Annotated in this window: 23 protein-coding genes, 1 tRNA gene and 2 pseudogenes; 9 read left to right on the top strand and 17 right to left on the bottom strand. The window is 62.9% G+C overall.

What is annotated here, in order from left to right; translation table 11 throughout:
• From V1292_RS01820 to V1292_RS01795, 6 genes are all read right to left on the bottom strand, one after another.
• A complete protein-coding gene (locus tag V1292_RS01820; protein ID WP_334370046.1) occupies positions 1 to 627 on the bottom strand; it encodes a FliH/SctL family protein in 627 nt (208 codons plus the stop codon).
• On the bottom strand, positions 627 to 1,712 hold the full coding sequence (fliG, locus tag V1292_RS01815; RefSeq protein WP_334370045.1) for a flagellar motor switch protein FliG: 1,086 nt from the start codon (positions 1,710 to 1,712) through the stop codon (positions 627 to 629). Before fliG ends, V1292_RS01820 begins: the two co-directional genes overlap by 1 nt.
• Position 1,713: 1 nt before the next feature.
• Positions 1,714 to 3,339, bottom strand: coding sequence for a flagellar basal-body MS-ring/collar protein FliF (gene fliF, locus V1292_RS01810; RefSeq protein ID WP_334370044.1), 1,626 nt, complete (start codon positions 3,337 to 3,339; stop codon positions 1,714 to 1,716).
• A 169-nt stretch (positions 3,340 to 3,508) separates the two neighbouring features.
• Positions 3,509 to 3,784 carry a CtrA inhibitor SciP gene (gene sciP, locus V1292_RS01805; RefSeq protein ID WP_002714638.1) on the bottom strand — a complete coding sequence of 92 codons (276 nt, stop codon included), beginning with the start codon at positions 3,782 to 3,784 and terminating at the stop codon, positions 3,509 to 3,511.
• 205 nt (positions 3,785 to 3,989) lie between these two features.
• Positions 3,990 to 4,685 (bottom strand): flagellar hook assembly protein FlgD, encoded by a 696-nt coding sequence (locus tag V1292_RS01800; RefSeq protein ID WP_334370043.1) that lies wholly within the window; start codon positions 4,683 to 4,685, stop codon positions 3,990 to 3,992.
• A gap of 10 nt (positions 4,686 to 4,695) precedes the next feature.
• Positions 4,696 to 6,414, bottom strand: coding sequence for a flagellar hook-length control protein FliK (locus V1292_RS01795; RefSeq protein ID WP_334370042.1), 1,719 nt, complete (start codon positions 6,412 to 6,414; stop codon positions 4,696 to 4,698).
• A 346-nt stretch (positions 6,415 to 6,760) separates the two neighbouring features.
• Here V1292_RS01795 and mnmA point away from each other — a divergent pair, with 346 nt between their 5' ends.
• From mnmA to V1292_RS01775, 4 genes are all read left to right on the top strand, one after another.
• Positions 6,761 to 7,960 (top strand): tRNA 2-thiouridine(34) synthase MnmA, encoded by a 1,200-nt coding sequence (gene mnmA, locus V1292_RS01790; RefSeq protein ID WP_334370041.1) that lies wholly within the window; start codon positions 6,761 to 6,763, stop codon positions 7,958 to 7,960.
• Positions 7,961 to 7,981: 21 nt separating this feature from the next.
• On the top strand, positions 7,982 to 8,620 hold the full coding sequence (locus V1292_RS01785) for a class I SAM-dependent methyltransferase (protein WP_057847181.1): 639 nt from the start codon (positions 7,982 to 7,984) through the stop codon (positions 8,618 to 8,620).
• Between the two features lie 91 nt (positions 8,621 to 8,711).
• Positions 8,712 to 9,095 (top strand): hypothetical protein, encoded by a 384-nt coding sequence (locus V1292_RS01780; RefSeq protein ID WP_334370040.1) that lies wholly within the window; start codon positions 8,712 to 8,714, stop codon positions 9,093 to 9,095.
• A 116-nt stretch (positions 9,096 to 9,211) separates the two neighbouring features.
• Positions 9,212 to 9,288 (top strand) — tRNA-Met (locus V1292_RS01775).
• 89 nt (positions 9,289 to 9,377) lie between these two features.
• On the opposite strand, the gene V1292_RS01770 is transcribed toward V1292_RS01775, so the two are convergent.
• Together V1292_RS01770 and V1292_RS01765 are read right to left on the bottom strand one after the other, a co-directional pair.
• Positions 9,378 to 9,761, bottom strand: coding sequence for a zinc-binding dehydrogenase (locus V1292_RS01770; RefSeq protein WP_334376911.1), 384 nt, complete (start codon positions 9,759 to 9,761; stop codon positions 9,378 to 9,380).
• Positions 9,736 to 10,326, bottom strand: a complete 591-nt coding sequence (locus V1292_RS01765; protein WP_334370039.1) for a TetR/AcrR family transcriptional regulator — start codon at positions 10,324 to 10,326, stop codon at positions 9,736 to 9,738. Before V1292_RS01765 ends, V1292_RS01770 begins: the two co-directional genes overlap by 26 nt.
• Positions 10,327 to 10,412: 86 nt before the next feature.
• Between V1292_RS01765 and V1292_RS01760 the strand changes: the two genes are divergently transcribed.
• Positions 10,413 to 11,309, top strand: a complete 897-nt coding sequence (locus V1292_RS01760) for a crotonase/enoyl-CoA hydratase family protein (RefSeq protein WP_334370038.1) — start codon at positions 10,413 to 10,415, stop codon at positions 11,307 to 11,309.
• Positions 11,310 to 11,402: 93 nt separating this feature from the next.
• On the opposite strand, the pseudogene V1292_RS33815 reads toward V1292_RS01760, so the two are convergent.
• The 5 genes and pseudogenes from V1292_RS33815 to pdxR form a co-directional block, all read right to left on the bottom strand.
• A pseudogene (locus tag V1292_RS33815) lies at positions 11,403 to 11,583 on the bottom strand (IS481 family transposase); the annotation flags it as partial.
• A 475-nt stretch (positions 11,584 to 12,058) separates the two neighbouring features.
• A complete protein-coding gene (locus V1292_RS01750; protein WP_334370037.1) occupies positions 12,059 to 12,355 on the bottom strand; it encodes a hypothetical protein in 297 nt (98 codons plus the stop codon).
• 663 nt (positions 12,356 to 13,018) lie between these two features.
• Positions 13,019 to 14,215, bottom strand: coding sequence for an acyl-CoA dehydrogenase family protein (locus V1292_RS01745; protein WP_334370036.1), 1,197 nt, complete (start codon positions 14,213 to 14,215; stop codon positions 13,019 to 13,021).
• Positions 14,216 to 14,354: 139 nt separating this feature from the next.
• The gene (locus tag V1292_RS01740; RefSeq protein WP_334370035.1) at positions 14,355 to 14,576 is read right to left on the bottom strand and encodes a DUF1127 domain-containing protein; all 222 of its coding nucleotides are present in this window, start codon (positions 14,574 to 14,576) and stop codon (positions 14,355 to 14,357) included.
• A gap of 318 nt (positions 14,577 to 14,894) precedes the next feature.
• The gene (pdxR, locus tag V1292_RS01735) at positions 14,895 to 16,352 is read right to left on the bottom strand and encodes a MocR-like pyridoxine biosynthesis transcription factor PdxR (RefSeq protein WP_442895486.1); all 1,458 of its coding nucleotides are present in this window, start codon (positions 16,350 to 16,352) and stop codon (positions 14,895 to 14,897) included.
• A 269-nt stretch (positions 16,353 to 16,621) separates the two neighbouring features.
• Here pdxR and greA point away from each other — a divergent pair.
• Positions 16,622 to 17,129 (top strand): annotated as a pseudogene (gene greA / locus V1292_RS01730) (transcription elongation factor GreA).
• 84 nt (positions 17,130 to 17,213) lie between these two features.
• Here greA and V1292_RS01725 read toward each other — a convergent pair.
• The gene (locus tag V1292_RS01725; RefSeq protein WP_334370033.1) at positions 17,214 to 18,548 is read right to left on the bottom strand and encodes a phosphoribosyltransferase family protein; all 1,335 of its coding nucleotides are present in this window, start codon (positions 18,546 to 18,548) and stop codon (positions 17,214 to 17,216) included.
• A 2-nt stretch (positions 18,549 to 18,550) separates the two neighbouring features.
• Positions 18,551 to 19,885, bottom strand: coding sequence for an erythromycin esterase family protein (locus tag V1292_RS01720; protein WP_334370032.1), 1,335 nt, complete (start codon positions 19,883 to 19,885; stop codon positions 18,551 to 18,553).
• 246 nt (positions 19,886 to 20,131) lie between these two features.
• On the opposite strand from V1292_RS01720, the gene V1292_RS01715 reads away from it, so the two are divergent.
• Both V1292_RS01715 and V1292_RS01710 read left to right on the top strand, forming a co-directional pair.
• The gene (locus tag V1292_RS01715) at positions 20,132 to 20,596 is read left to right on the top strand and encodes a YbhB/YbcL family Raf kinase inhibitor-like protein (RefSeq protein WP_334370031.1); all 465 of its coding nucleotides are present in this window, start codon (positions 20,132 to 20,134) and stop codon (positions 20,594 to 20,596) included.
• A gap of 380 nt (positions 20,597 to 20,976) precedes the next feature.
• Positions 20,977 to 21,861, top strand: a complete 885-nt coding sequence (locus tag V1292_RS01710) for an SDR family NAD(P)-dependent oxidoreductase (RefSeq protein ID WP_334376910.1) — start codon at positions 20,977 to 20,979, stop codon at positions 21,859 to 21,861.
• 42 nt (positions 21,862 to 21,903) lie between these two features.
• On the opposite strand, the gene V1292_RS01705 is transcribed toward V1292_RS01710, so the two are convergent.
• Together V1292_RS01705 and V1292_RS01700 are read right to left on the bottom strand one after the other, a co-directional pair.
• Complete coding sequence (locus tag V1292_RS01705) at positions 21,904 to 22,086, bottom strand: hypothetical protein (protein ID WP_334370030.1); 183 nt, start codon at positions 22,084 to 22,086, stop codon at positions 21,904 to 21,906.
• Positions 22,087 to 22,303: 217 nt separating this feature from the next.
• A complete protein-coding gene (locus tag V1292_RS01700; RefSeq protein WP_334370029.1) occupies positions 22,304 to 22,777 on the bottom strand; it encodes an Lrp/AsnC family transcriptional regulator in 474 nt (157 codons plus the stop codon).
• 141 nt (positions 22,778 to 22,918) lie between these two features.
• On the opposite strand from V1292_RS01700, the gene ald reads away from it, so the two are divergent.
• Positions 22,919 to 24,034: an alanine dehydrogenase gene (gene ald, locus V1292_RS01695; RefSeq protein ID WP_334370028.1), complete on the top strand. Its 1,116-nt coding sequence runs from the start codon at positions 22,919 to 22,921 to the stop codon at positions 24,032 to 24,034.
• The last annotated feature ends 238 nt before the right edge of the window (positions 24,035 to 24,272 follow it).

The raw sequence follows: 24,272 nt of genomic DNA, 5'->3' as shown, positions 1-24,272 counted from the left end.
TCACATTGCGGCCTGATCGTGGGACGCCAGATAGCGCCCGACGAGTTCGCTGATCTTCGCTTCGATGGCCGCGCGTTCCAGCACGACGCCGCCGTCGGCCCATTCGATCCGGCAGTCGCCGGTAGCGATGCCGGGCTCGGCCAGGATCACCAGCCGGCCCTCGAAGCCGCTTTGGGCCGCCTGGCGTTCGATCTTCTCACGAGCGGCCTCGTAGAGCTGGTCGTTGATGCGGACGACGAGATGCGGGGTGGCGACCAGATGCGAGAAGCAGTCGCTGACCAGCGCCATGATCTCGCCGAGCGGTTCGCGGGCGATCAGTTCGCTACACAGCTTGCGCGCCACCGCGACCGCGACATCGACGGCCTCGGTTTCCATCCTGGCCTCGATGCCGGAGACACGTGTGGCGATGCCCTTGATGGCGATGCCGATCTCTTCCAGCGCCAGCGCCGAGCGGCGGTCGCTCTCGACTTTGGCCTCGTGCTGGGCTGCCTCGTAGCCGGCGCGGTAGGCACGTGCCTCGGCCTCCGCGACCTTCTGCGCGATCTCGGCGGCCGTGGCGGCACGCTCGCGTGTCCTGTCGGGCGCTGCGAAGTCGATGTCGAACAGGAATTTTGCGGGCGCGGCCATCAATACACCAGTTCGTCGTCGGCGCGGTTCTTGGTCAGGGTGATTTCGCCCCTGGCGGCCATGTCCTTGGCGAGGTTGACGAGCAGCGCCTGCGCCTCGTCGACATCGCGCAGCCGCACCGGTCCCATCGCGGCCATGTCGTCCATCAGCATCTTGCCGGCGCGCGAGGACATGTTGCCGAGGAAGAAGGCGCGCACCTCTTCATTGGCGCTCTTGAGCGCGATGCCGAGCTTGTCCTTGTCGACGTTGCGCATCAGCGTCTGGGCCGAGGCGGAATCGAGCTTGATCAGGTCGTCGAAGGTGAACATCAGCGCCTTGATGCGCTCGGCGGATTCGCGGTTTTCCTCTTCCAGCGAGGTGATGAAGCGAGTCTCGGTCTGGCGGTCGAAATTGTTGAAGATTTCGGCCATCACCTCGTGGGCGTCGCGGCGGCGGGTCTGCGACAGGTTGGACATGAATTCGGTGCGCAGCGTCTGCTCGACGCGCTCGATGACTTCTTTCTGGACGGCTTCCATCTTCAGCATGCGGCCGACCACATCGAGCGCGAGGTCCTCGGGCAGGATCGCCAGCACGCGCGCGGCGTGCTCGGGCTTCAGCTTCGACAGCACCACCGCGATGGTCTGCGGGTATTCGTTCTTGAGGTAGTTGGCGAGCACCTCTTCCTGCACGTTGGAGAGCTTCTCCCACATGTTGCGGCCGGCGGGGCCGCGAATTTCATCCATGATGCCGCTGACGCGCTCGGAGGGCAGATATTGCTGCAACAGCCGTTCGGTGGCGTCGAAGGTGCCCATCAGGGCGCCGGAGGCCGACATCCGCGAGACGAATTCGAGCAGCAGGTCTTCCACGACATCGGCCTCGACGGTGCCGAGCGTCGACATGTGGATCGACAGTTCGCGCACCTCGTCGTCGTCGAGCAGCGACCACACCTTGCCGCCATATTGCTCGCCCAGCGCCAGCATCAGGATGGCGGCGCGCTTCGGCCCGCTCAACGGCTTGCCTTTGGGCCGGTTGCTCTGACGGCTCGCCAGCGCCGAGATGACGGTGGTGATGTCGTTGGCGTTCGAGGTTTGCGGTACGGCGGCCATGTCAGCTCTCGGCGGGTTCGCTCAGCCATTGGCGAACAATGGAGGCGGTCTCGTTCGGATTACGTTCGGCCAGTTCGCCGACCCTGTGCACGGCCTGGGCGTGGACCTGGCCCTGGACCTGCGCGACGTCGATCAACTGGGCGGTGCCGCTGGTGCCGGCAATCAAGGCCTGATTGGGCCCGAGTTCTCCGTTTGGACCGCTGCCCTCGATCAATGCGGGCGTCGGTTCGGCCAAAGCGGGAACGACTTCGGCGGCCAGGATGCGCTTGACCAGCGGGCGGATCACCAGGAACAGCACCACGAGGCCGAGCAGCATCATGACGCCGAGCTCGATGACGTACATGACGTCATCCTTGGTGAATTGCAGCATACCCAGGAGCCCGCCCGGCTCGACGACCGGTGGCACGGAGGGCGCTTCGGCAAAGCGGAGATTGACGACCTCGACCTGATCGCCACGCTTCTGGTCGAAGCCGATCGCCGAGCGCACCAGCGTGGCGATGCGGTCGAGCTGCTCCTTGCTGCGGTCCTGATAGACCATTTCGCCTTTTTCGTTCTTGGTGTAGGCGCCGTCGACCAGCACAGCGACCGAGATCCGGTTGACCCGTCCGGCCTCGGTGACCTCGGTCTTGGTGGTGCGGGAAATCTCGTAGTTGTTGGTCTCCTCGCTCTTCTTGCTCTGGTCGCGGGCCGCCGGCGTGGTGTTGGTTTGATTGCCGGGCAGTTCGTTGTTGACCGTTACCTGGCCGTTGTTCTCGGCAGTGAGGGAAGATTCCTCGCGGGTCTGCGTGGAGCGCAGTACGCGTCCCTCGGGATCGAACTTGTCGGAAGTCTGGGTAACCTTGTTGTAGTCGAAGTCGGCGGTGAGCTGGACGCGGGCGCGGCCCTGGCCGACCACCGAGGAGACGATCGCCTCGACTTCGTTGCGCATGCGCTTCTCGAAGGCGGTGCGGCGCTCGTCGCCGACGGCGATCTCGGGGTCCTTGCTGGCGCCGTCGGCCAGCAACCGGCCGGCTTCGTCGACGATCGACACCCGCTGCGGCTTCAGTCCGTTGACGGCGGAGGCAACGACGTGACGGATGGCACGGATCTGCTGGGGTTCGAGGCTGCCGCGCACCCGCACTACGATCGAAGCCGACGGCTCCGGCGCCTCGCGGGCGAACAACGGCCGTTCCGGCAGCACCAGATGGACGCGGGCGGCCTGGATGCGGTCGATGGCGCGGATGGTGCGGGCGAGTTCGCCCTCCAGCGCGCGCAGATGATTGATGTTCTGGACGAAGCTCGTGGTGCCGAGGGCGTCGGACTTGTCGAAAATCTCGTAGCCGACGCCGCCGCCCTTGGGCAGGTTGCTTTCGGCCAGCTTCATCCGCAGCCGCGTGACCTTGTCCTTCGGGACCATGATGACCGCGCCTTCGTTGCGCAGCTCGAAGGGAATCGCCTGGCGCTCCAGATCCTTGATGATGCCGGAGGAATCTTCGGTGGAGAGGTCGGTGAACAGGGTGGTCATCTGCGGCGTCGTGACGCGCATGATGACGAAGGCGAAGAAGCCGATCAGCGCGGTCGTCACCGCAACCATGGCCATCAGCCGCGCTGCGCCCAAGCCTTTCAGGAAAGCAACGAGACTTTGCACCAACCGCCCCCAGGGATTCGGCCCGAGGGACCGACTGGGCAATTATTGCCTAGGGGATGGTTTCCATATGGTTAACAACCCTTAAAGCTGCCGCGAATAGTTCCGGCATGAAAAAAACCGGCTTCGTAAAACGAAGCCGGTTTTCATCAAATCTTTCGGTTCGCCAGAGTTACTGGCGATATTGCTGGATCCGGGTGGTCCGCAGGCCTGCCAGGCCATGCTGGTCGATGGAAAACTGCCAGGACAGGAATTCGTCGACGGTCAGCGTATAACGGCTACAGGCTTCCTCGAGGGAGAGCAGGCCGCCACGGACCGCGGCGACGACTTCGGCCTTGCGGCGGATCACCCAACGTTTGGTTCCGGGCGCGGGCAGGTCAGCAATTGTTAACGGACTGCCGTCAGGCCCGATGACGTATTTCACCCTCGGGCGATGGGGTTCTGTCATGGTGTACTCACAAACTCTCAACCACTGAACTCACCATGGTAACCTACGCCCCGCGGCTTAAAATTTGCCTAAGCCTGCGGCTTCAATACGAATCTCCTTGAAAATGATCGAAATGGCTCCGGCCCGGTTCCCTGTGACGCTTTTGCGTACAATCAGGGATTGCCGGGCCGGGAGCGGTGGATCAACCGAGGCGAGTGGGCCGGGCTTAGCTGGAAGAGCTCGGACGGACCACGCGCTTTATCTTGTCGGTGGTGTAGCTCTGGCCGCCGATCGACAGCAGCGGCGGAGAGGCGCTGAGATCGACTGAATCGACGATGCCCTGGACTTCGGTGGAAATCGCGACGTTGTTGCCCGAACTGTCCTTGCCCGTGGCGGTCAGGGTGTAAGTGCCGGCCGGCCACTGCACGCCGTCATTGCCCTTGCCGTCCCAGACGAAACTGGAGCCGCCCTTCTTCAGCGTATAGTTGCCTGTATAGGCGGTCTGTCCCGCCGAATTGGTGATCGTGATCGTCGCGCTGGTGTCTTTCTCGGAATTGAAATTCCACGTCGCAGATTTGTCGAACTGCGCCTTGCTGCCGTCGACGGCGACCGTGTTGCCGACATAGACCAGCGCCTGCGTCGCCTGGGCGCTCTTTTCGATCTCCACCAGCGCCTTCAACTGTTCGTTCGACTTGAGCTGCTGCTCGATGCCGGCGAACTGCACGAGCTGCTGGGTGAACTGATTGGTGTCGAGCGGATCGAGCGGGTTCTGGTGCTGCAACTGCGTGGTCAGCAGCGTCAGGAAGGTCTGGAAATTATCCGCGATTCCCGTCGTCTTCTCCGACGCGGTGTTGTTGCTCGTCGCGGTGCCGGTTCCCGGCGCCGAGACGACCGTTGTCGGCATGGTTGCATCGACTGCCATGGCGATCTCCTTAAACCCTGATATCGACGCCGCCGCTCGAACCGAGCATGCGACCATAGGTGCGGCCGGCGACCACGGCCGGGACGTTGTCTTCTTCGCCCACCACCAGACGGTGGGCGTTGGGATTGGATTGGTTGCCGTCGTTCTGGCCCTGCGAAGACTGGTCGCGCAGGCTGAACTGCAGGCCGCCGTTGCCGGTCGAGAGGCCGGCGTTGTCGAGTGCGCGCTGCAACTGGTTGGCGTCCTGACGCAGCATCGACAGCGTTTCCGGCCGTTCGACGGTCAGATGCGACGTCACCTGGCCGTTGCGATCGACATCGATGCGGACGTCGATGCGACCGAGTTCAGCGGGATCGAGCCGGATTTCGAAGCGGGTCTTGCCGCTCTTGGCGGACGCGGCGATTTCCATCGCAAGCCCGCTCACCGGCACTGCCGCGCTTGTGGCCGCCGTGGCGGTGAGTTGGGTAGCGGCAGCCGCCGTCGTGGTGGGAGCGGCCGGTTGCTGCGTCTGGATCGCACCAGGAGCCTGCAGGCCGTTGCCGGACGCGTTGACCGGCGTCTGGCCGACGACATCTGGGGCCGCAAAATGTGTGTTGGTGTTGGCGGCCGACGGCACGATGGAATTGCCCGAGGCGTCGGCCTTCACGGCCTCGGCGATGCCATTCTCGGACTTAAGCTTGCCTGCGGCTTCGGTCGGCGGCGTGACGGCGGGCACGATGGTATCAGCGGCAGGTGCTGCGGGTGCGGTAGTGGTCGTGGTCCCGGCGGTGTTTTCCGGCGTGACCGCCGTCGTCGCGCTTTTCCTGGCGAGATCGGGGTTCTTGAGCGGCACGGCCGATTTGGTAGCGGCGGGTGTCGCTGCAACCACGGCGGCGGCCTGAGCGATGCCGGTTGTGACCGACGGGTCGGCGGACGTGGCCTGGGCGCTGACGGCCTGGCCGATGCCCTGCGCGTTGGTCTTGGTACCGTCCCCTTGCGCAGCGTTCGCGGTCGTGGAGGCGGTCGCTTCGGCGCTTTCACCGGCGGGACTGGCTGGCGCGGTCTCGGCGGCGAGCGAAGCGGAGGCTGCGATCGCAGCCGCCGCGATGGCAAGCGGCGCGGTCACCTTATCGGTCGTGGGTACGGCGGAAGCCGTCGTCGCCGGCGGCGTTGCGGCAGCAGGGATGGCGGCGGCAATCGCGTCGGCCGTTACCACGGCCGTTCCATTCTGCGCCAGTTCGGTCTGATCGGTCGCGGGTGAGGCGTCTCCGGAAGAAACCTGCGTCGCTTCGTCGGAGGACGCCTTCTCGGACTTCGGTGCGTCGGACTTCGATTTGGCGCGGCCGGTCTTTGCGGACTTCGTCTCGGCATCGGCGTTGGTGTCGGTGTCGACCTTGCCGTCGTCGCGTGTCTTGCCGTCCCTTATCTTGTCGTCCCGTGTCTTGTCGTCGCGCAGCTTGGCCGCGGCGTCGCGATTATTCGAATCGTTGCGCGCGGCCTTGTCGGCCTTGTCGGATGCGGCGGCGCTGTCGCGCGAACGGTTGTCGGAAGCTGATTGCGCGTCGTCGGAGCGGCGCGGGCAGGGCGCTGCGTCCTGCGCGCGGTCGTTGTGGCTCGCGGCCGTGTTGCTGTCGACCAGCGCCGCGAAGCTGTCGTTCCCGGCGGGCGGATCGGAATCCGGCCGGGCGGACCTCGCCGCCGCGCTCTGGAAAGATGCATTTGCCGATACTTCTGACGTGACACTAACCACGGTAACCCTCGCGCTGAGCTCTCGGCTACCATTCAGCAAGGACCGGGCCAGCCGCTGTGGTAAAAAATATCACGTTATTTCAAATACTTAAAAAGGTGACGTCCGGATTCCGGAGCGTGACCACGGCCGCCTTTTCTGCCCGGCGGCAAGATTTGCCGTCCTGGACAAGCTCCAAAATGGGGATCGGCTGATTGCTTCACGGGAATACGGCCTATATTAAAGAGCGGCGTCCGATCCGGCCCGGTATGGCCGAATTGCGCCTTAAGGCCTTATGCATAAAGGCTTTTTAAATCCCTGGCCGCGAACCGCCATGGCGCGTTCGCGATTGAAGTCGATGACCCCTGGCATGCGAAACAGTTTGGATCTCGAAGGCCGTCCGCAGGACACACGGATCGTGGTCGCCATGTCCGGCGGCGTCGATTCCTCGGTGACGGCTGCCTTGCTGAAGTCCGAAGGCTATGACGTGGTCGGGATCACGCTGCAGCTTTACGACCATGGCGCTGCCACCCATCGCAAGGGGGCCTGCTGCGCGGGACGGGACATCCACGACGCCCGCAACGTGGCGGAGCGAATCGGCATTCCGCATTACGTGCTCGACTACGAAAGCCGCTTCCGCGAATCCGTGATCGACAATTTCGCCGACAGCTACGCGCTCGGCGAAACGCCGGTGCCCTGCATCGAGTGCAACCGCTCGATCAAGTTTCGCGATCTCTTGGCGACCGCGCGTGAGCTCGGCGCGCAGGCGCTCGCGACCGGACACTATGTCGCCTCGCGCCGCCTTGCCGACGGATCGCGCGCACTGGTCTGCGCGGCGGATTCCGATCGCGACCAGAGCTATTTCCTGTTCGCGACCACGCGCGAGCAGCTCGATTACTTACGCTTTCCGCTCGGCGACATGACCAAGCCGCAGACGCGCGAGCTGGCGCGGCGCTTCGGCCTCGAAGTCGCCGAAAAGCAGGACAGCCAGGATATCTGCTTCGTGCCGACCGGGCGCTACACCGACATTATCGGCCGCCTCAAGCCCGGCGCGATCGAGCCCGGCGACATCGTCGATCTCGAGGGCCATACAATCGGCCGCCATCAAGGGATCGTTCATTTCACCGTCGGCCAGCGCAAGGGACTGGGCATTGCAGCCGGCGCGCCGCTCTATGTCGTCAAGCTCGATGCCACCAGCCGCCGCGTCGTGGTGGGGCCGCGCGAGGCGTTGCGGATGGATCGCATCCTGCTGCGTGACGTCAACTGGATCGGCGATGGCGCGCTCGACCGCGTCATCGGCGACGGCATCGAGATGTTCGTGCGCGTGCGATCGACGCGCGCGCCGCAGCCGGCCTGGTTGCGCGCGGTCGATGGCGGTTATGAGGTCGAACTCGTTGCCGGCGAAGAGGGCGTATCGCCCGGCCAGGCCTGCGTGTTCTACGATGCGCCTGCGGGACAGGCGCGCGTGCTCGGCGGCGGATTCATCAAGAGCGCGACCGCACGCCATCCGGTGACGAGGGGAGGGGCGCAGGAAAAGGCCGCGCCGCTCGCCGAGGTGATGCGCACTTAAGAAAAAATCGGGGCAGAGGGAATGGCTGGGGATATCGACCGCGAGGGGGTCGAAAAAGCTTATGGGCGCTGGGCGCCGGTCTACGATCTGGTTTTCGGCAAGGTGTTCGACGAAGGCCGTCGATCGACCATTGCGGAGGCCGACAAAATCGGTGGACGCGTTCTCGACGTCGGTGTCGGTACTGGGCTGTCGCTGTCGGAATATTCGCGCAACACGAAATTGTGCGGCGTCGACATTTCCGAGCCGATGCTGCGGCGGGCGCTCAAGCGCGTGCGCGAGTTCGGCCTGACCAATGTCGAAGCGCTTGCGGTGATGGACGCCAAGAACCTGGCGTTTCCGGATTCGTTCTTCGATGCGGTGGTGGCGCAATATGTCATCACGGCGGTGCCGGATCCGGAACGCACGCTGGATGATTTCATCCGCGTGCTGAAGCCCGGCGGCGAACTGATTCTGGTCAATCACATCGGCGCCGAAACCGGTCCGCGCCGCGCGTTCGAACTGGCGTTCGCGCCACTGGCGCGGCGGCTGGGCTGGCGGCCGGAATTTCCGTGGGAACGCCTGACCAACTGGGCCGCCAAACATGGCGGCGTCACCTTGACCGAGCGGCGGCCGATGCCGCCGATGGGACATTTTTCGCTGATCCGCTTTCGGAAATCGTGAAGCGCATAGCGTTTTCGCTCGAGAAAACGCGTCAAACAAAAAGCGGCTGAACTAACTGGGAACCTCCGCGCGAGCGGACCGTTTTCCCGACATGGCAATGCACCGGGCACTTCTTCTTTCATGTGTGTTGATGACGGCTACGAGTATGGCGGGCGCTCAGGCCCCGCCCAGCCCGGCGACGCCGCCCGCCCAGACCGCACCGCCATCGCCCGACCGCGCCGCCGCCAATTGCGCCCCGATGCAGCCGGCGCCGAATTCCGGCGCGACGGTTCCGGAAGGGAAGGCGCGGGAAGGAACGACCACCGGTCAGCGGGCCGAGCCGCTTGGCGACAAGCTGGCCCGCTCGGAGGGCGTCTTGTGTCCGCCGCCGGGCGTTGATCCCGAAATCCATGCGCCCACGCCGGAAGATGGCAAGACGCCGGTAATCCCGCCGCCCGGCACTCCCGGCGGCGACCCGTCAATCCGGCCGAAATAGCGCAATTTTGCAGATGCCTGGCCGGACGGCTCGCTTTGCTTGACAGGGCGTCGACCCGCTCCTTATATGCCGCGCGTTCGCGACCGCGGCATTGCCTGCCGCCACCGCGATGCCGTGGCGGGGTAGCTCAGCTGGTTAGAGCACGGGAATCATAATCCTGGGGTCGGGGGTTCGAGTCCCTCTCCCGCTACCAATTCTGCGATTTTCTACGCCAAACTACGATTTTCTACGATTTTGTACTGCTGCTGGTAGCGAAGCGGGGGCTTCGTGGCTCGGTTGCAGTCATGTTCGTTGTTCCGGTATCAACGCGATCTTCCCGATGACTTCGCGGGCCTCGACGCTACGGAGCGCATCCGCGAACTTCGACAGCGGCAGCGACCGATCGACGGGCGCGCGCAGCTTGCCGGCTTCACAGAGGCCGAACAACTCATCGAACAGTGTGCCGACGCGCTCGCGTATGGATGCGTCGGCCTTGCTCTTTCCCCACGCCATGTAGAACCCCCAGAAGACACCGATCACGGTCAGGTTCTTCACGAGCACGATGTTCGCTGGGATCTCAGGAACGCGGCCCGAAGCGAATCCGATCCGCAGAAGCCGGCCAACAGGCGCGACGCAGCACCCCGTAGCTGAGCTGCTTCTATTACTCTTTAAGCATGAGACGCGCAGCGTTGGCCCAGGCCGTGATCAATCGATCTCGCTTGGTTGCCGAATTTCTCAAGTTTTCCGAGATCGCAAGGCCGCGCATAAAGTGCTGCGTTAGGGCGATGACCTCTTGAAGGCCTTTAAAGCCGCTCCATTCGCTGAATAGCATCTCGTGAACGCGCTGGCTGTCCCGACGCGCCGACCGCTCGGCGGCCACGAGAACCTGCTTTAGATGAGGATCCGTTCGCGCAACGGCCCATAGCTCCAGTTCAGCCAGGTACGCCGGCTGTCGCACCGCATAGGCCAATGCGTGCATGGCGCGCTCAAGGGGATCTTCGATTGGATGGGAACGACGCGAAGCGATGACAGCTAGTTCGTTCCTTTCAACGAGTTCGGTTACCGTCGCCGCCAGCAGCTCCGCATGGCTGGGAAAATGGTGGAGCAGTGTGCCCCGGCTTACGCTTGCGCGATGTTGAACAGCAAGAGTAGTTGTTCCGGCCACCCCAAGCTCGATGAGACACTCCACGGCCGCGTCCAGCAACTTCTTGCGGGTATGCTGGCCCAACATTCCCTGAGTTTTCGCAGACATGCGAGGCTCCCATGCACAGTCAGTATTGACGGTATCAGAAGGCATGATACCGTCAACTCTGACGGTTACTGCGGACTGGAGTTACCATGCCAAGTTTTTCGACGCTATCGATCGAGCCCGACAAGAATTCGCCGCGCGTTGCCAGATTGCTCCTGAACCGTCCCGAGCGCCTCAATGCCATCAACGACGAAACACCCGGCGAGATACAGCAGGCTGTTAAGTGGGCTCAGAACAATGACGATATTCATGTCATTGTAGTCGAGGGTGCCGGCAAAGGATTTTGTGGTGGCTACGACCTCACACACTATGCCGAGCGCGTAAGACATCACCCGAACCAGCAGGAGAATCATCCTTGGGATCCGATGGTCGACTATGCCTCGATGAAGGAAAATACCGAGCAATTCATGAGTCTATGGCGCTGCTCCAAGCCCACGATCGCGAAGGTGCATGGCCATGCTGTCGCTGGCGGCAGCGACATCGCGTTGAGCTGTGACATGCTCGTAATGGCTGAAGATGCCAAGATCGGCTACATGCCGACGCGCGTTTGGGGATGTCCGACGACGGCGATGTGGACGTTCAGACTGGGTCCGACGCGCGCCAAACAATTGATGTTTACCGGCGACATGATCGATGGTCGGCGCGCGGCAGATTGGGGACTGGCGAATGAGGCAGTACCGCTCGCTGAGCTCGAGGAAGCGACGATGCGTCTTGCCGACCGTATTGCCGGCGTTCCAAAAAGCCACCTCGCCATGCACAAGCTGGTCGTGAACCAGGTGATGCTCAACATGGGCCTTGAGCAAACGCAATCCTTGGCCACGATCATGGATGGCATCGCTCGCCATAATCCTGAAGGGCTTTGGTTCCGCCGCTACGCCCAAGCCCATGGATTCAAGGCGGCGATTGAGTGGCGCGACAGCGGCCGACCGATCCCGGAGGGTGACGAAGCGCGCGAGTTGGTGCGCAAGATGAACAATAGCGGCTGACGCTCGGGCGGGACAATGACTTCCCAGGCTGAGGCGACGCGCAGCGACGCCGATTATTCCGGTACGAAAAGCGGCATCGCATTAGCGAGGCTGCGCCTCGCAGAGGAGCAGGTAGCGAGAGGCATGGTCGGTGAGGGTCAAACGGATATCAGTACCGCCTATTGCCGAGCTTGAAGTCGCCCTTGAAGTCAGCACACCACAAATCGTTGGGCATCGAGCCCTGCGACAGCGGTAGGTCGCGTGCGCGATGGCGCGGCCCGCCGCGATGGACGACGCCAGGCGCTTCGTTGAGTCGCTGCCTCACGTGGAAGAAGGGGTTGACGTACAGTATTGCGCGCAAGCCGTTTGTGGCGTTCGAGACTCTCTTCGCTAGTGCCGGAGCCCTCGGTGCTCCCATGTGAATCTCGCCGGTAGACCCGGAGCAAGTGTGCCGGGCCGAACGCAGCACGGCCGACGCGACGGACACGATTGTAGGATGTGCAAGGCGCTCGAACAATCGGAGAGCTGAAACGGACGCCGATTCGACAGCGACCGGCGCGTACGATCCATGCATGTGGTGTCAGTCAAGGAATCGTTCCTGCCGTTACGCGGCGGGTCCAAGTTGCCGATAGTGGTTAGGCAATATCGATCGGTGATCGGACGCATGTAAGAAACTTTCAGGCGATCGATCGGATAGAATATCGTAAGTTTGTGTGGTGTGGGAAAAGCGGTAGCGCTCCCCCGCTACCAATACCCTTTTGCCGAAGCTGTCAGGATCGCGAGAGGTAGCGTGGCAGTTCGCGCTCGAACTCGGGAAAGTAACGGGAGATCACGGTGATGTCGAAACGCCGCAGGATCGATTCCTGGGGCTCGCGATCAAGCAGGAATTGGAATGCTGTCTCGATGCAACGCTCGGGCGTATGCGTGCCCATCGTTAGCCGTTCGCAAGTCTCTCTTGCCATCGTGACGTGATGGCGAGTTTCGCCGTTTCCCACACCGACGGTGACCTCGAATTCAAGTGGATCGCCTTCGCCGGTTCGCTCGACCTTGATCACAGCTCGGTTCAACTCGGTTGTCTTGATAGATCCATCCTAACACGGATGGTTCAAAGAAAGTTGCGAAGGCTCGCCGCAAGTTTTGGGATGACTTGGGCTCGAGCGGAACTGCCGGCGCGGCAGATTGTTGGGCCCACAATTGCCGCGAGCAGCGCCTCTCACAGGAACTGACGGCGAGCTAAAGCGCCCCAGCATCTGACGTCAGAACCGCGGTGAGGCGATGACAAGCTATGGAAGCGAAATGGCTCATGGAAGTGTACCTTTGAGCTAGCATCGTTGCGGCGGCCTTGGTTGGATCGGCTGGGGCTGTCGCCGTCGGCCAATTGACGTCCGGTGCGGCGTTCATGTCGATACTCCTTCGGCACGCGCCGGAAGCGCGCACGGTTCGGCAACGCGCAGGCGATCGCTCGCTGTGGCGACTTTCGATTGTCAAAAGGATTTTGTGTGCCATCGCGACGAGGGGCGGCGTTACAGCAGGCCAATAGATAGTCTGCGCGATGATGGAGTAGTGCCGCTGATTTGCCCGACGCGTCAAGTGCTCGCGGGATCGCTCAAGGTATCATGCCTGCGGCTATTGCTACTTTGCATGGGGTTGTTTTCCATATTTCGTAGTTGGGAGCTCCGCCTCCTGCCGCATCGATCTCAATGGCAATCGAGCTGACCAGTGGCTGGCCGTCACATGACGTAGGGAGGATAGGCCAGGTCCAGGCCGGCGACGAGCTTGCCCAGCTCGCCCAAGTGATGGTGCGAGAACAGCAGGTGCTGGCGCGCGGCCTGCACGTCGCTGAGGGCCCGCAGCAGGCGGCTGCCACGGTAAGCGGCGGCGCCGCCGCCAAGGTGGTGCGCTGTGGATGTCACCTCTACGCTCGTGTCGCAGGCGTGCATGCCAGCCAGGCAGATGCGAGCCTGGAGCTGCCGGCTGATCGGCTCGCCTCGCTCGGCGTGCATGTGCGCCTCACCGACAGCGGCGCGCAATCCGGCCCGGGCCGCCCGCAGTCTTGTGTCTGCGACGGCCAGTTCGGCCATCGAGATCGGCGCGTCGGCCAATTGACCGCGCCGCGCGGTCCGGCCTTCGCGCGCCTGCCGCGAAATCTCGTCGATGGCGCCCCGGGCGATGCCGAGCGGGACGGCGACAAGGGTCGGCAGCAGCGTCGTGTAGATCGGCAGCCGCCATAACGTGCCGCCGGGCCACGGCCGGTCGGCGAAGCGAGTGCACCGATCCGGGTAGACCGGGACTTCGGCGGCGGCAACGTGGTGGCTGCCGGTCCCGCGGAGGCCCACGACATCCCAGGTGTCCTCGATCGTCAGGTCGGCCACGGGCACGAACACGATGCGCGGCACGGGACCGGCTCCATCGGCGTCATGGAATAGTGCGCCAAGGCCGACCCATGCGCTGTGGAGGCAATTGCTCGTGAATGGCCAGCGGCCGCTCAGCGTGACTCGGCCGTGGTCGTTGACCACCCGGCCGAGCGGAGCGAACATCGTGGCATTGCCTTGATCCGGGTCAGCGAACACCGTGCGTGCGCCCGTTGCGGGCACGTAGCCGGCGAACACGTTGCTCCCCCCGCCAATCGCCGCGCACCACCCGGCGCTGCCGTCGACCGCCGCGATGCGCTCCATGACGTCCATCGCGTCCGTGATCGGCGCCTCCATTCCACCGAGGGCTGCTGGGATCAGCAGGCGGTTGATCCCTGTGTCGCGCAGGGCGGCGACGACCGCGTCGGGCAGGCGGCGGTTGCGTTCGATTTCGTCGGCGGCCGCGTGGACTAGATGCAGGACCCCGTCCACAGCCCGCTTCGTTCGAAGCGTGTCACTCGCCATCGAGCCCACCATAAGGCGGCCGTTCTTCTGCATGCGATCAACAGATTTCATGTGCATCACCTAATCTTCGTTCGATGGCTCCAGTTCTTTTTCTGCTGTTGCCGTCAGACGATGCGGGCGCATAGCGAAGCTCCCAAGGCTATCAGGAGGACCCCGGTGAGTTTGTTGAACCAGTGCGCGATGAACGACGTCATTTCCAGAATGGCTTGGCTGCTTCGACCATGGCCTCTTGCCGCGTCTTGCCGATGTCCTTGAGAAAGTGGTCATCGAGCTCCGCCAGGGCTTGTCGCTGCCGCGACCGCTCCGAACACTGGACACACCAGAGTAGGAACCGCAATCCCCATCCAGGTCGATGATGGCTGGATGCAGCGGCTTCCTTCCAATTCGTGAGCGCATTGGCAATAACGGACATGAGAATCCTCCTGACGTAATCCTCCTGATGCGCGGATAGAACTATCGGCATGCGCGTCGCTGGCGTGTGAGTTCGTTCACGTCTCACGCCTTCGTGCGATGACGAGAGAGCGTGGGCGGTCAGGGTGTGCTTGCGGTTTCAACGCGCGCGGCCACAACTGCCTGACGTCGCGCGCGTCAGCGGCCCAACGTTAGAAAGCGAAGCGGTATGACGGAAGGTCCAATTTGCGGATGATCAATCAGTCCAATTCAGGCGGCGCCTCGGGACTGTTGTTGATCGGATTGCTGAGTCGCGTGCCGTCACCTCAAGCGACATCGCTCACGCTGCATTCGGGCGTCGAGACACGCATTCATCGAAGCAACTTCGCAGCCGCCTCAGCCCTTCGGCAATCCGAGCCGTCTCGATCGCCCCATATCCCAGGAGGATGCCGGCCTGAGGCTTTCCGTCCACCCGGCAGGCCGACAGTCTTTGGAAGGCGACGCCGAGATCAAAGGCTCTTGATGCAATCGCATCAATATGACCAACCGACGCTCTTCGCGCGTAGGCGGCGATGTGCAACCCGGTGCTCGACGGAATAAGGTCGAGATAATCGCCGAAGTTGCTCTTGATCGCCGCGGTCAGCACCTGATGCCGTTCGCTATAGGTGCGGCTCACCCTGCGAATGTGGCGCGCAAACGCGCCCTCGTCGATGAACCGCGCCAGCGCGCTCTGCGCCATTGTCGCTGTATGCCAATCGGTGACGAACTTCGCCTTCTGCGCCGCCTCTCGCAGCGACGGCGGCACGACCATAAAGCCCAGCCGGAGAGTCGGCAGCAACGTCTTTGAAAACGTGCCGACATACACAACGCGACCGGCTGAATCGAGGGTCTGAAGCGGCTCGAGCGGACGCCCACCGAAGCGAAACTCGCTATCATAGTCGTCCTCAACGACAACCGCGTTGTTGCGCTCGGCCCAGGCAAGCAGTGCGCGTCGGCGCGACAGGCTCATGGCCACGCCGAGGGGATATTGATGCGAGGGCGTCACGTAGACGGCCCTTGCCTCGGCCGGCAGCGCCTCCACGACGAGACCTTCGCTGTCGACCGGCACACCGATCACGCGCGTGCCCAACGCCTTGAACAAGTGCTTTGGCGGTTGATAGCCCGGATCTTCCATCGCAACGACATCGCCGGGCTCGAGGAGCACGCGAGCGATGATGTCGAGCGCCTGTTGGGTGCCATTAGTCACGATGACGTCGTCGGGCGATCCGGAAACGCTTCGTGAGATGCCAATGTGGCGAGCAATAGCCGCGCGCAGCTCCCGATTGCCAGCAGGATTCTCGTAGACGCCTGCCGCCATTTCGCGCGAGCGCACCGCACGGGAGACGACCCGCCGCCAGGCTCCGTGTGGGAACAACGAAGCGTCCGGAAGCCCGGTTCTAAAGTCGAAATCCGCCGCGCGGGCAAAGGCCGTCGGAGGCAATATGGTCTCCCAAACGCCACGCACCCGAACTGCGCGGACTGTCGACCGCCTTGTTTTCGATGCTGGACGTTTCGCCTCAAGCTGATGGCTGACGAACGTCCCGGCGCCCGCTTGCGATGTCGCGAATCCTTCCGCGACAAGGCTTTCATAAGCAATCGTCACCGTCGATCGCGCAACCGTCAGCGCGGCGGCTAGTTCTCGCGTGGGAGACAGCCGCTCTCCAGGCCGAAGGCGCCCGTCCAGAATTGCCTGCCGGATCTGACGGTAGATCTCGCCGCTGAGGTCACCTCGACCAACAAGGCTGACATGAAAAGCCACGGTACCGAGCCCTCTTTGCTCCGCATTGGACTGGCAACCTTACATAAGGGTGTACGTTCCATCATACCGCTCTGCAGGTTCCATCACGGACTGTCAGAGCTGCGCAGCGGGCGAGGCGCCGTGGCCCCGCACTATGGGAAACCGGCAACCTCACCAATTGGAACCCGTGTCCTCGCACGGCGTTCCCCACCGCAGGTACGCGACCGCTGGTGGCGCGGCGCGAACGTCTGAATGCATGCTTTGTCGATTAACTCGGTATAAGAGTCGCGATGACAAGACTTCCCATGACGGCCGCGGGCTACGCTGCCCTTGCTGATGAACTGAGGCACCGCATCCGTATCGAGCGGCCCCGATCTTATTCAGCGAATTCAGCAGGCGATCGCCGACGATCCAAATCTGGTTGAGAATTCGGAGTATCAGGTTGCGCTTGCAGAGCAAAGTGTCAACGACACCCGAATTGCCGAGTTGGAAGACAAGCTCGCGCGTGCCGATATCGTCGACGTATCCAAGCTTTCCGGCAATACCATCAAGTTTGGCGCCACCGTGACGCTGATTGATGAGGACACCGGCGAGAAGCGGGTCTGGCAGCTCGTCGGCGAACCGGAAGCCGACGCGAGCAAGGGGAAGATCTCGATAACTTCACCCATCGCCAAGGCGTTAATCGGAAAGAGCAGAGGGGAAACCGTGGCCGTCGAGACGCCAGGCGGCGGCAAGGCTTTCGGGGTCCGACAAGTGGAGTGGTTTGAGGCAAAGCGAAAAAGGCGCGAGCAGGTGTGAAACGGCGGCTCGATCTCCGAGGCGGGCGCAGTATCGCATCGGATATTGTATTTGCCTTACCAGGTGAGGGCGCTCTCGCGATCGTCACGTACGCGTCTGGTTCGGGCTGCTGGCCTTCGAACGATGCAACAGCTCGGTAACTTCCTGATCCGAAGTCTGGCCGAAATCCCTGTAGTGCATGCCGACCGCAAAGAACGGATCGGGGCTCCTGAGGCAAATGATCTCGTCTGCCTCCGCACTCAGTTCGTCAAGCGAATCGCGTGGCGCAACCGGCACCGCAAGGACGAGACGGCCCGGCTTCGCCCTTGCGAGCGCTCTCAGCACGGCTTTCACGCTTCCGCCGGTGGCGATGCCGTCGTCGACGACAATGGTCGTACGGCCTGCAATCTCCGGCGGTGGATCACCCTCGCGGTAAAGGCGTCGTCGACGTTCGATTTCGGCAAGCTGGCGGGCAATCTCGGCTTCCAGGTAGGCCGCACCCGGCTGGATCTCGCGAACGATGTCCTCATTGAGCACGACCTGCGGATGGGCGCCATCGACGACCGCGCCGAGCCCGAGCTCCTCATGACCCGGCGCGCCGATCTTGCGCACGAGCGCTACGTCGAGCTTGGCGTGCAGCGCTTGCGCAACCTCGAACGCGACGGGTACGCCCCCACGCGGCAGCGCGAGCACGACCGCGTCCTTGTCTTTGAACTTCATGAGCGCAGAGGCTAGCCGGCGTCCGGCGTCTTGCCGGTCGTTGAAAACCGTGTCGGCGTCGATCACCTCTTCGGAGAGGGGCGACGCCAGGAATAGGCGGAACCAGCGCGTGGCATATTGCGTCACCTGCTCGAGCGCGCCGGGTTCTTCGAACAAATGCGTCGCCTTCGGCACGATCACGAGGTCCTTCTCGCAAGAGAGCTCCGCAAAAGCCGAACGGTTGAGCGGAATAACCGGTAGGTCGGCCCCGCCAACGATCAACAGGGTCGGCGCCCTGACGGCGTGCAGCGCCTTGCCGGCCAAATCCGGCCGACCGCCGCGCGAAACCACCGCAGTAACGTTCTGCCGGTCGGCAGCCGCGACCAGCGCGGCCGCTGCACCGGTGCTTGCGCCGAAATAGCCAATCGGAAACTCCGCGAGCTCTGGCCTGTTGCGGGTCCAGTCCGCGGCGTCTGAGAGCCGTGATGCCAATAGCGGGATGTCGAATACGTTGCCGCGGTCACGCTCCTCCTCCGGGCTGAGGAGATCAAGCAGCAGCGTGGCAAATCCGGCCTCACGGAGAGCCGCTGCGACCTGGTTGTTGCGTGGGCTTAGACGGCCGCTACCGCTGCCATGCGCAAAGATCACGATGCCGGCCGCATCGTGAGGTACGCCCAGAATGCCCGCAAGGTGGTGCGGACCGACCAGGACTTCGCTGAGCTGTTCCCGTGCACTCGCCATGATCAGAACCCAAAGGGATAGGTCTCTGCCGCGCCCGCTACGGCTCGTGTCGCAAGCGGTGTCACCGCCTTGGTGTCTTCGAACCAGACGAACGCGTCGAACTGTTCGGGCAATACCGCCTCGAAGTAGTGGCTGAGGAGCTCCGTCTCGGGTCGATAGATGACGCCAATGGCTCGCTCGAGTCTGGGACCGGTCAACCTGTCGCGCAGCTCGCTTCGGCCGGGCGGCCGCAAATCGGTCAGTGATCGCGCCAGACCAGTGCGGCGGAGCAGGTATTCATAGCTGTCCTCGCGTGCCGGCCGAACCGACTTGATCTCCATCTCGCCGCCCCAATCGGAGGCCGCAGCCACTGTGCCGCGATCCGTGCCGAAGCCGATCAAGACGGCCTCGTCGCCATAGGCGTTGCGGACGAGCTCACCGATATTGAATTCGCCGCCCCAACCCATCGAAGTTGCCGCAGCGTTGCCGATGTGGGAGTTGTGGGCCCAGACCACCGCCTTCGCCTGCGGCCCGCGTTCCTGCACCACATATTGCAGCGTGTCGAACATGTGACGGTCGCGCAGGTTCCACGACTCGGTCGAGCCGCGATACATGATGCGGTAATACTGCTCGGCCGCGCGCACGATCCGCGCATTCTGCGCGGCATTGAAGAAGGCCTCGTCGCCGTCTTGATGCGAAAGCCGGTGCGACAGAAGCTCGCGCAATTGAGCCACCACCTCGTCTTCGCAACTGTCTCGGCCGGACAGTACGGCGCGTCCGTAACCGGCAGGGTCTGCCTGCCACGGCGTCAGGCAGGAATAGCGTTCACGCGCCACGCGGGCGCGTTCCGGGTCGATGCGTTCGAGATACGCGATGACTGCGGCAATGGAGCTGTTGAGGCTGTAGACGTCGAGCCCCCGCAACTCGACTCTCCGGTCCGCAGCGCACGCGTCGTTGTGGAAGCGCAGATAATCGATGAATTGCTTCACTTCGATATTGCGCCACATCCAGGTCGGGAAACGTTCGAACGGCCGCTCCTTGGGCGGCTCGGATGGCAGTTGCCGCACGAGGTGATCGAGCACTGCTGCGTCCGGCCAATCGGCCTCGACCGCGACGATGTTGAAGCCGTGGTGCTCGATCAACTGGCGGGTGATGGCGGTACGTGCCCGATAGAATTCTGACGTGCCATGTGTCGCTTCGCCGAGCATCACGATTTTCGCAGGGCCGAATCGATCGAAAAAGGACGTGAAATCGTCCTGCTCCGGCGCCGGGAGATGCTCGCCTGCCTCGTGCAGGAGATCGATCAGCTCGCGATTAGTCCTCTCGCGAACTTGTTCGGCTTCCGGTGAAAGGGCCATGCGCCGGGTTCCCTAGATGGTTGCTGCGCTTGTCCGGCATCGGCGTACCGACGCACGCCTTTACAAGGATCTTCTGAGCGCGCGCGGGAAACGCCGATCAACGGGCCTTGTTGAAGCAACTCAAGGGCCGGTCCGACGTTCCTTCGTATCGGCGGAATCGACCGGCAAGGCGTGTGGTTGCACCCCGGAGGACCGAGCGAGCCCGCCGCTGCGACCCTTACATTCCATGAGCACGGGAGTCTGCATATGGTGTTCAAGTTGACGAGTCCTGCATTCGACGACGACCAGCCGATTCCGGTCAAATACACTTGCGACGGCCAGAATGTGTCTCCGCCGCTTCAATGGTCGGATCCGCCACCGGGTACGAAGAGCTTCGCCCTTATCGTTGAGGACCCGGATGCACCGTCCGGCACGTTTCGGCATTGGGGCATCTACAACGTCATGGGCGAGCGGTCGATGCTGCCGGAAGCCATCGGTCACGGGCCAAAGACGGAGCGTCTCGGCAAGGGCATGAACGATTTCGGCGAACTAGGCTATGGCGGGCCCGCGCCGCCCAAGGGTCATGGTACGCATCACTATCACTTCAAGCTAGCGGCTTTGGATGTCGACGAGCTATCGCGGTCGCCCAGCATGCCGGTAGTCGACATCTGGAAAGCAGCCGAGAAGCACATGATCGGCCAGGCTGAACTCGTCGGGACGTACCGCAGGTAGTGGCGACGCGTTGCATGGAACGAGCGGGTGTCGGGGTGCGCCTGTGGCATGCCCGCTCCCGCTCGGCACTCTGTTCCTTCTGTTTGCATCGATGGAAGGTCGTGCGATTACGTACCTTGCTGCCCTGTAGCTTGGGACTGTGTGGCTTGAGCTGTCGGTCCACGGGTTCAGTGACGCGGACGCTCCTGTAGTTTTCCGACTGAAAGCGTCAGCCCCTGACTGCGCCCGCATGTTGCGAAGGAACGGAGTTCATTCGGCGCTCGCGGCAGAAACTGCGTCAGTCGTTCCACGCGCGGCGGGAAGAACGCCGATGACGCGCGCCGCGGAACATCGCGGGTACGAGTGTGTTCAACGCTTTGGACCAGAGCAAAGCGGAGCGGATGACGATGGCGGGACGGCTGAACGGCAAATCATCAATCGTAACAGGTGCGGCGACGGGAATCGGCGAAGCTATCGCCCATAAATTTGCGCGAGAAGGTGCGAAAGTCATTGTTGCCGGACTGCCCGCCGATCCGGTGGAGGACGTCGTCCATGCCATCCGGGCGCGCGGCGGCGTGGCCGAACCCTTTCTTGGCGATGTTGCGGACGAGGTGGATGCGCAAGCATGCATCGCCCTGGCGATCGACGCATTCGGCAGGCTCGACGTCCTGATCAACAATGCTGGCGTCTTTCCTGAAATTGCCGAATGCCAGGATCATTCGGTCGAGATGTTCGACTACATCGTGCGTAACAATGTCCGTTCTGCATTCCTGATGACGAAGTTTGCGCTGCCGCATCTGAAGCGCTCGCGGGGTGTCGTGATTTCAACGGGATCGGAGGCCGGCGAAATGGGTGAGCCGACGGCGGCGCCCTATGGCGGCTCGAAGGGTTTCCTTCACGCTTTCATGCGCGGCGTGGCCTACGAACAGGGCAAACACGGCGTGCGCGCTCTCTGTGTGTGCCCTGGCCCCATCGATACGGCCTGGACGCACAAGGAGACCGGGCCGATGAACGAGCAGATGGAGAAGCAGACTCTTGCCGGTACCGTGCTCGGTCGGCGCGGCACCCCGGAGGAGATGGCCAATGTCTTTGCGTTCGCCGCGTCGGATGAGGCGAGCTTCGTAACGGGGGCGCTGATATTTGCTGACGGCGGCACCACGATTGCGAAGGGCGGTCCGGGGGAGACGGTGCAGAGCTTTGTGAGGGAGCAACCCAAGCCGACGCTCGATCTCAGGCACTCGCACGACGGCCTCAAGGGCAAGCCTGTCGAGAATCGCATGCACTAGATGAAGCTGGCAGAATGCCGGTCGCGATCGAGTCGCTGCTGGTCAGAGCCCCGGTACCGCCCGGCCTTTTCTGCCCGATTGCATCTCTTGGTTGAGGTGATCATCTGCGTGCTGGCTGACCGCATCCGTCGGCGGAAATATGCTGTCGTATATCGCGCGGGCCTCTCGAATTAAACGAGCCCGCTCAAGCTCTGGCTTCGGAACAAGTCGAACGATTTCGCCCATGCAAGGGGTCCCCGTCGGAAAGGCATCTTTGGTTTGCAAGTACGTTATGTTATAACGTAACATACGGTGGATTAGCGTTCTGTCAAGTCGCGTTTGGTCCGGTCGGCAGCATCGGAACGCAACACGCCGGACGACGCCGAAAACGACTGACGCTTCGCCGTCGCATCTATGCGTTGGTAGGTTGGATGTGCTGATTGCGTCGAGCTGATCGAAGAGGCTAGCGCCGCAATGCCGTCTCGGGGATGGCCCTGCGCACCACCTCGCGCATCGCAAAGCTCGAGTGGATGCGCGCCACCCCGGGCATCCGTGAAAGATGTTGCTTGTGGATGCGCTCGAAGTCCGCGATGTCGCGTGCGATGACCTGCAAGTGATAATCGTCGCTGCCCGACATCAAATGACAGGACACGACATCCGGACAGCGGGCGATCGCCGCTTCGAACGCGGCCAGGTAATCCTCGCTCTGTTTTTCCAGCGTGATGGTGACGACGACGGTCGTGACGAGCCCGAGCGCAGTCGGCTCGAGATCGGCGCGATAGCCCCTGATAATCCCACCTTCCTCGAGTTGGCGGATGCGGCGCGCGCAGGCTGTCGGCGATAGTCCGACCTTTTCAGCGAGCTCGATCTGGCTCGCCCGGGCGTCAGCGAGGAGCTCGGTCAGAATCCGATAATCAATGCGATCCAGTTCATTCACGCTACAAGTCACCAATTTACAAGGCTAATGTGCAGAATATGTGCGCAGATCGCGTCCAGCAAGCCGTAATTCGCCGAAAAGCGTTGCCGAGTCAGAAGTACTCTGTCTGCAGTCAGACAACCTCGAATGCAGGAGCAGCCCATGCGGATCGGTGTGCCCAGGGAAATCAAGGTCGAGGAATATCGCGTCGGTCTGACGCCGGCGTCGGTGCGGGAATATGTGACGCGGGGGCACGAGGTGATCGTCGAGCAGGGTGCGGGGATCGGCATTGGCGCAAGTGATGATGTCTACCGTTCGGCCGGCGCTGCAATCGTGGATACGGCTGCGGAAATTTTCGCGACCGCTGATATGGTGGTCAAGGTCAAGGAGCCGCAGCCGACCGAATGGCGCCAGCTTCGCGACAATCAGATCCTCTTTACCTATTTGCACCTTGCGCCGGACGCGGCGCAGACCAAGGGGCTTCTGGCATCCGGCTGCACGGCGATTGCTTACGAGACGGTGACCGACGCCTATGGAGGGCTTCCTTTGCTTGCGCCGATGAGTGAAGTGGCGGGACGGTTGGCGATCGAGGCGGCGGGCGCTGCCTTGCGGAAATCGGCGGACGGAATGGGCAAGCTGATCGGCGGGGTGCCCGGTGTGGCGCCAAGCAGGATCGCGGTGATCGGCGGCGGCGTGGTCGGCACGCATGCCGCGCGGATGGCCGCAGGGCTCGGCGCCGATATCGCGATCCTGGACCGCTCGCTGCCGCGCCTTCGCGTTCTCGACGAGATGTTCCAGGGACGCGTGCGCACGCGCTATGCAACGCTGGAAGCGATCGAAGAGGAAGTCATTGCGGCCGACGTCGTCATCGGCGCCGTGCTGGTGCCGGGGGCCAGCGCGCCGAAGCTCGTCTCGCGCGCGCATCTCGCCCGTATGAAACGCCGTGCCGTGCTGGTCGATGTCGCAATCGACCAGGGCGGCTGCTTCGAGACGTCGCGGCCGACGACCCATCAGGCGCCGACATATCTAGTCGACGAAATCGTGCACTATTGCGTCGCCAACATGCCGGGCGCGGTGCCGGTGACGTCGAGCCATGCGCTCAACAATGCCACGCTGCCGTTCGGCCTTGCGCTGGCTGAAAAGGGCATCCGCGCGCTGATCGAGGATCCGCATCTGCGCGCCGGACTCAACGTGCACCGCGGACAGATCACCAATCGCGCGGTCGCCGACAGCCAGAATTTGCCTGCAGCGGCGCCCGAAATGATTTTGGCGGCGTGACGCTGGCCGCCCGCTGGAGCGGCCTCCCGGTCGCTAGCCGGCAAGGCAGTTTTCCTGCTGGTCGGTGACGGTGGCGCGACGCAATAGCCTGATTTTGCGGCGCTCACCCAGCAGCCGAGGTTCGAAGCGATCGGAGTCCCGAAATGGCGCGGGCCGTGGTGGCGCTATGCGTCGGCTGCGCGGCCACACCCTTGAATCGGCTTTGCAATTCGATCGGGCTTCCATCATATAGGCGCCT

Origin of the sequence: Bradyrhizobium sp. AZCC 1719 (assembly GCF_036924525.1) — a bacterium.
Taxonomy (GTDB): Bacteria; Pseudomonadota; Alphaproteobacteria; order Rhizobiales; family Xanthobacteraceae; genus Bradyrhizobium.
This window is presented reverse-complemented; position numbering and strand designations above follow the sequence as displayed.

Bases quoted from the DNA above. Each gene is read 5' to 3' on its own strand.
- V1292_RS01820 (WP_334370046.1), bottom strand. From the start codon at position 627: ATGGCCGCGCCCGCAAAATTCCTGTTCGACATCGACTTCGCAGCGCCC.
- fliG (WP_334370045.1), bottom strand. From the start codon at position 1,712: ATGGCCGCCGTACCGCAAACCTCGAACGCCAACGACATCACCACCGTC.
- sciP (WP_002714638.1), bottom strand. From the start codon at position 3,784: ATGACAGAACCCCATCGCCCGAGGGTGAAATACGTCATCGGGCCTGAC.
- V1292_RS01800 (WP_334370043.1), bottom strand. From the start codon at position 4,685: ATGGCAGTCGATGCAACCATGCCGACAACGGTCGTCTCGGCGCCGGGA.
- mnmA (WP_334370041.1), top strand. From the start codon at position 6,761: ATGCGAAACAGTTTGGATCTCGAAGGCCGTCCGCAGGACACACGGATC.
- V1292_RS01785 (WP_057847181.1), top strand. From the start codon at position 7,982: ATGGCTGGGGATATCGACCGCGAGGGGGTCGAAAAAGCTTATGGGCGC.
- V1292_RS01780 (WP_334370040.1), top strand. From the start codon at position 8,712: ATGGCAATGCACCGGGCACTTCTTCTTTCATGTGTGTTGATGACGGCT.
- V1292_RS01765 (WP_334370039.1), bottom strand. From the start codon at position 10,326: ATGTCTGCGAAAACTCAGGGAATGTTGGGCCAGCATACCCGCAAGAAG.
- V1292_RS01760 (WP_334370038.1), top strand. From the start codon at position 10,413: ATGCCAAGTTTTTCGACGCTATCGATCGAGCCCGACAAGAATTCGCCG.
- V1292_RS01745 (WP_334370036.1), bottom strand. From the start codon at position 14,215: ATGAAATCTGTTGATCGCATGCAGAAGAACGGCCGCCTTATGGTGGGC.
- V1292_RS01740 (WP_334370035.1), bottom strand. From the start codon at position 14,576: ATGTCCGTTATTGCCAATGCGCTCACGAATTGGAAGGAAGCCGCTGCA.
- V1292_RS01725 (WP_334370033.1), bottom strand. From the start codon at position 18,548: ATGGCGAGTGCACGGGAACAGCTCAGCGAAGTCCTGGTCGGTCCGCAC.
- V1292_RS01720 (WP_334370032.1), bottom strand. From the start codon at position 19,885: ATGGCCCTTTCACCGGAAGCCGAACAAGTTCGCGAGAGGACTAATCGC.
- V1292_RS01715 (WP_334370031.1), top strand. From the start codon at position 20,132: ATGGTGTTCAAGTTGACGAGTCCTGCATTCGACGACGACCAGCCGATT.
- V1292_RS01710 (WP_334376910.1), top strand. From the start codon at position 20,977: ATGACGATGGCGGGACGGCTGAACGGCAAATCATCAATCGTAACAGGT.
- V1292_RS01705 (WP_334370030.1), bottom strand. From the start codon at position 22,086: ATGGGCGAAATCGTTCGACTTGTTCCGAAGCCAGAGCTTGAGCGGGCT.
- ald (WP_334370028.1), top strand. From the start codon at position 22,919: ATGCGGATCGGTGTGCCCAGGGAAATCAAGGTCGAGGAATATCGCGTC.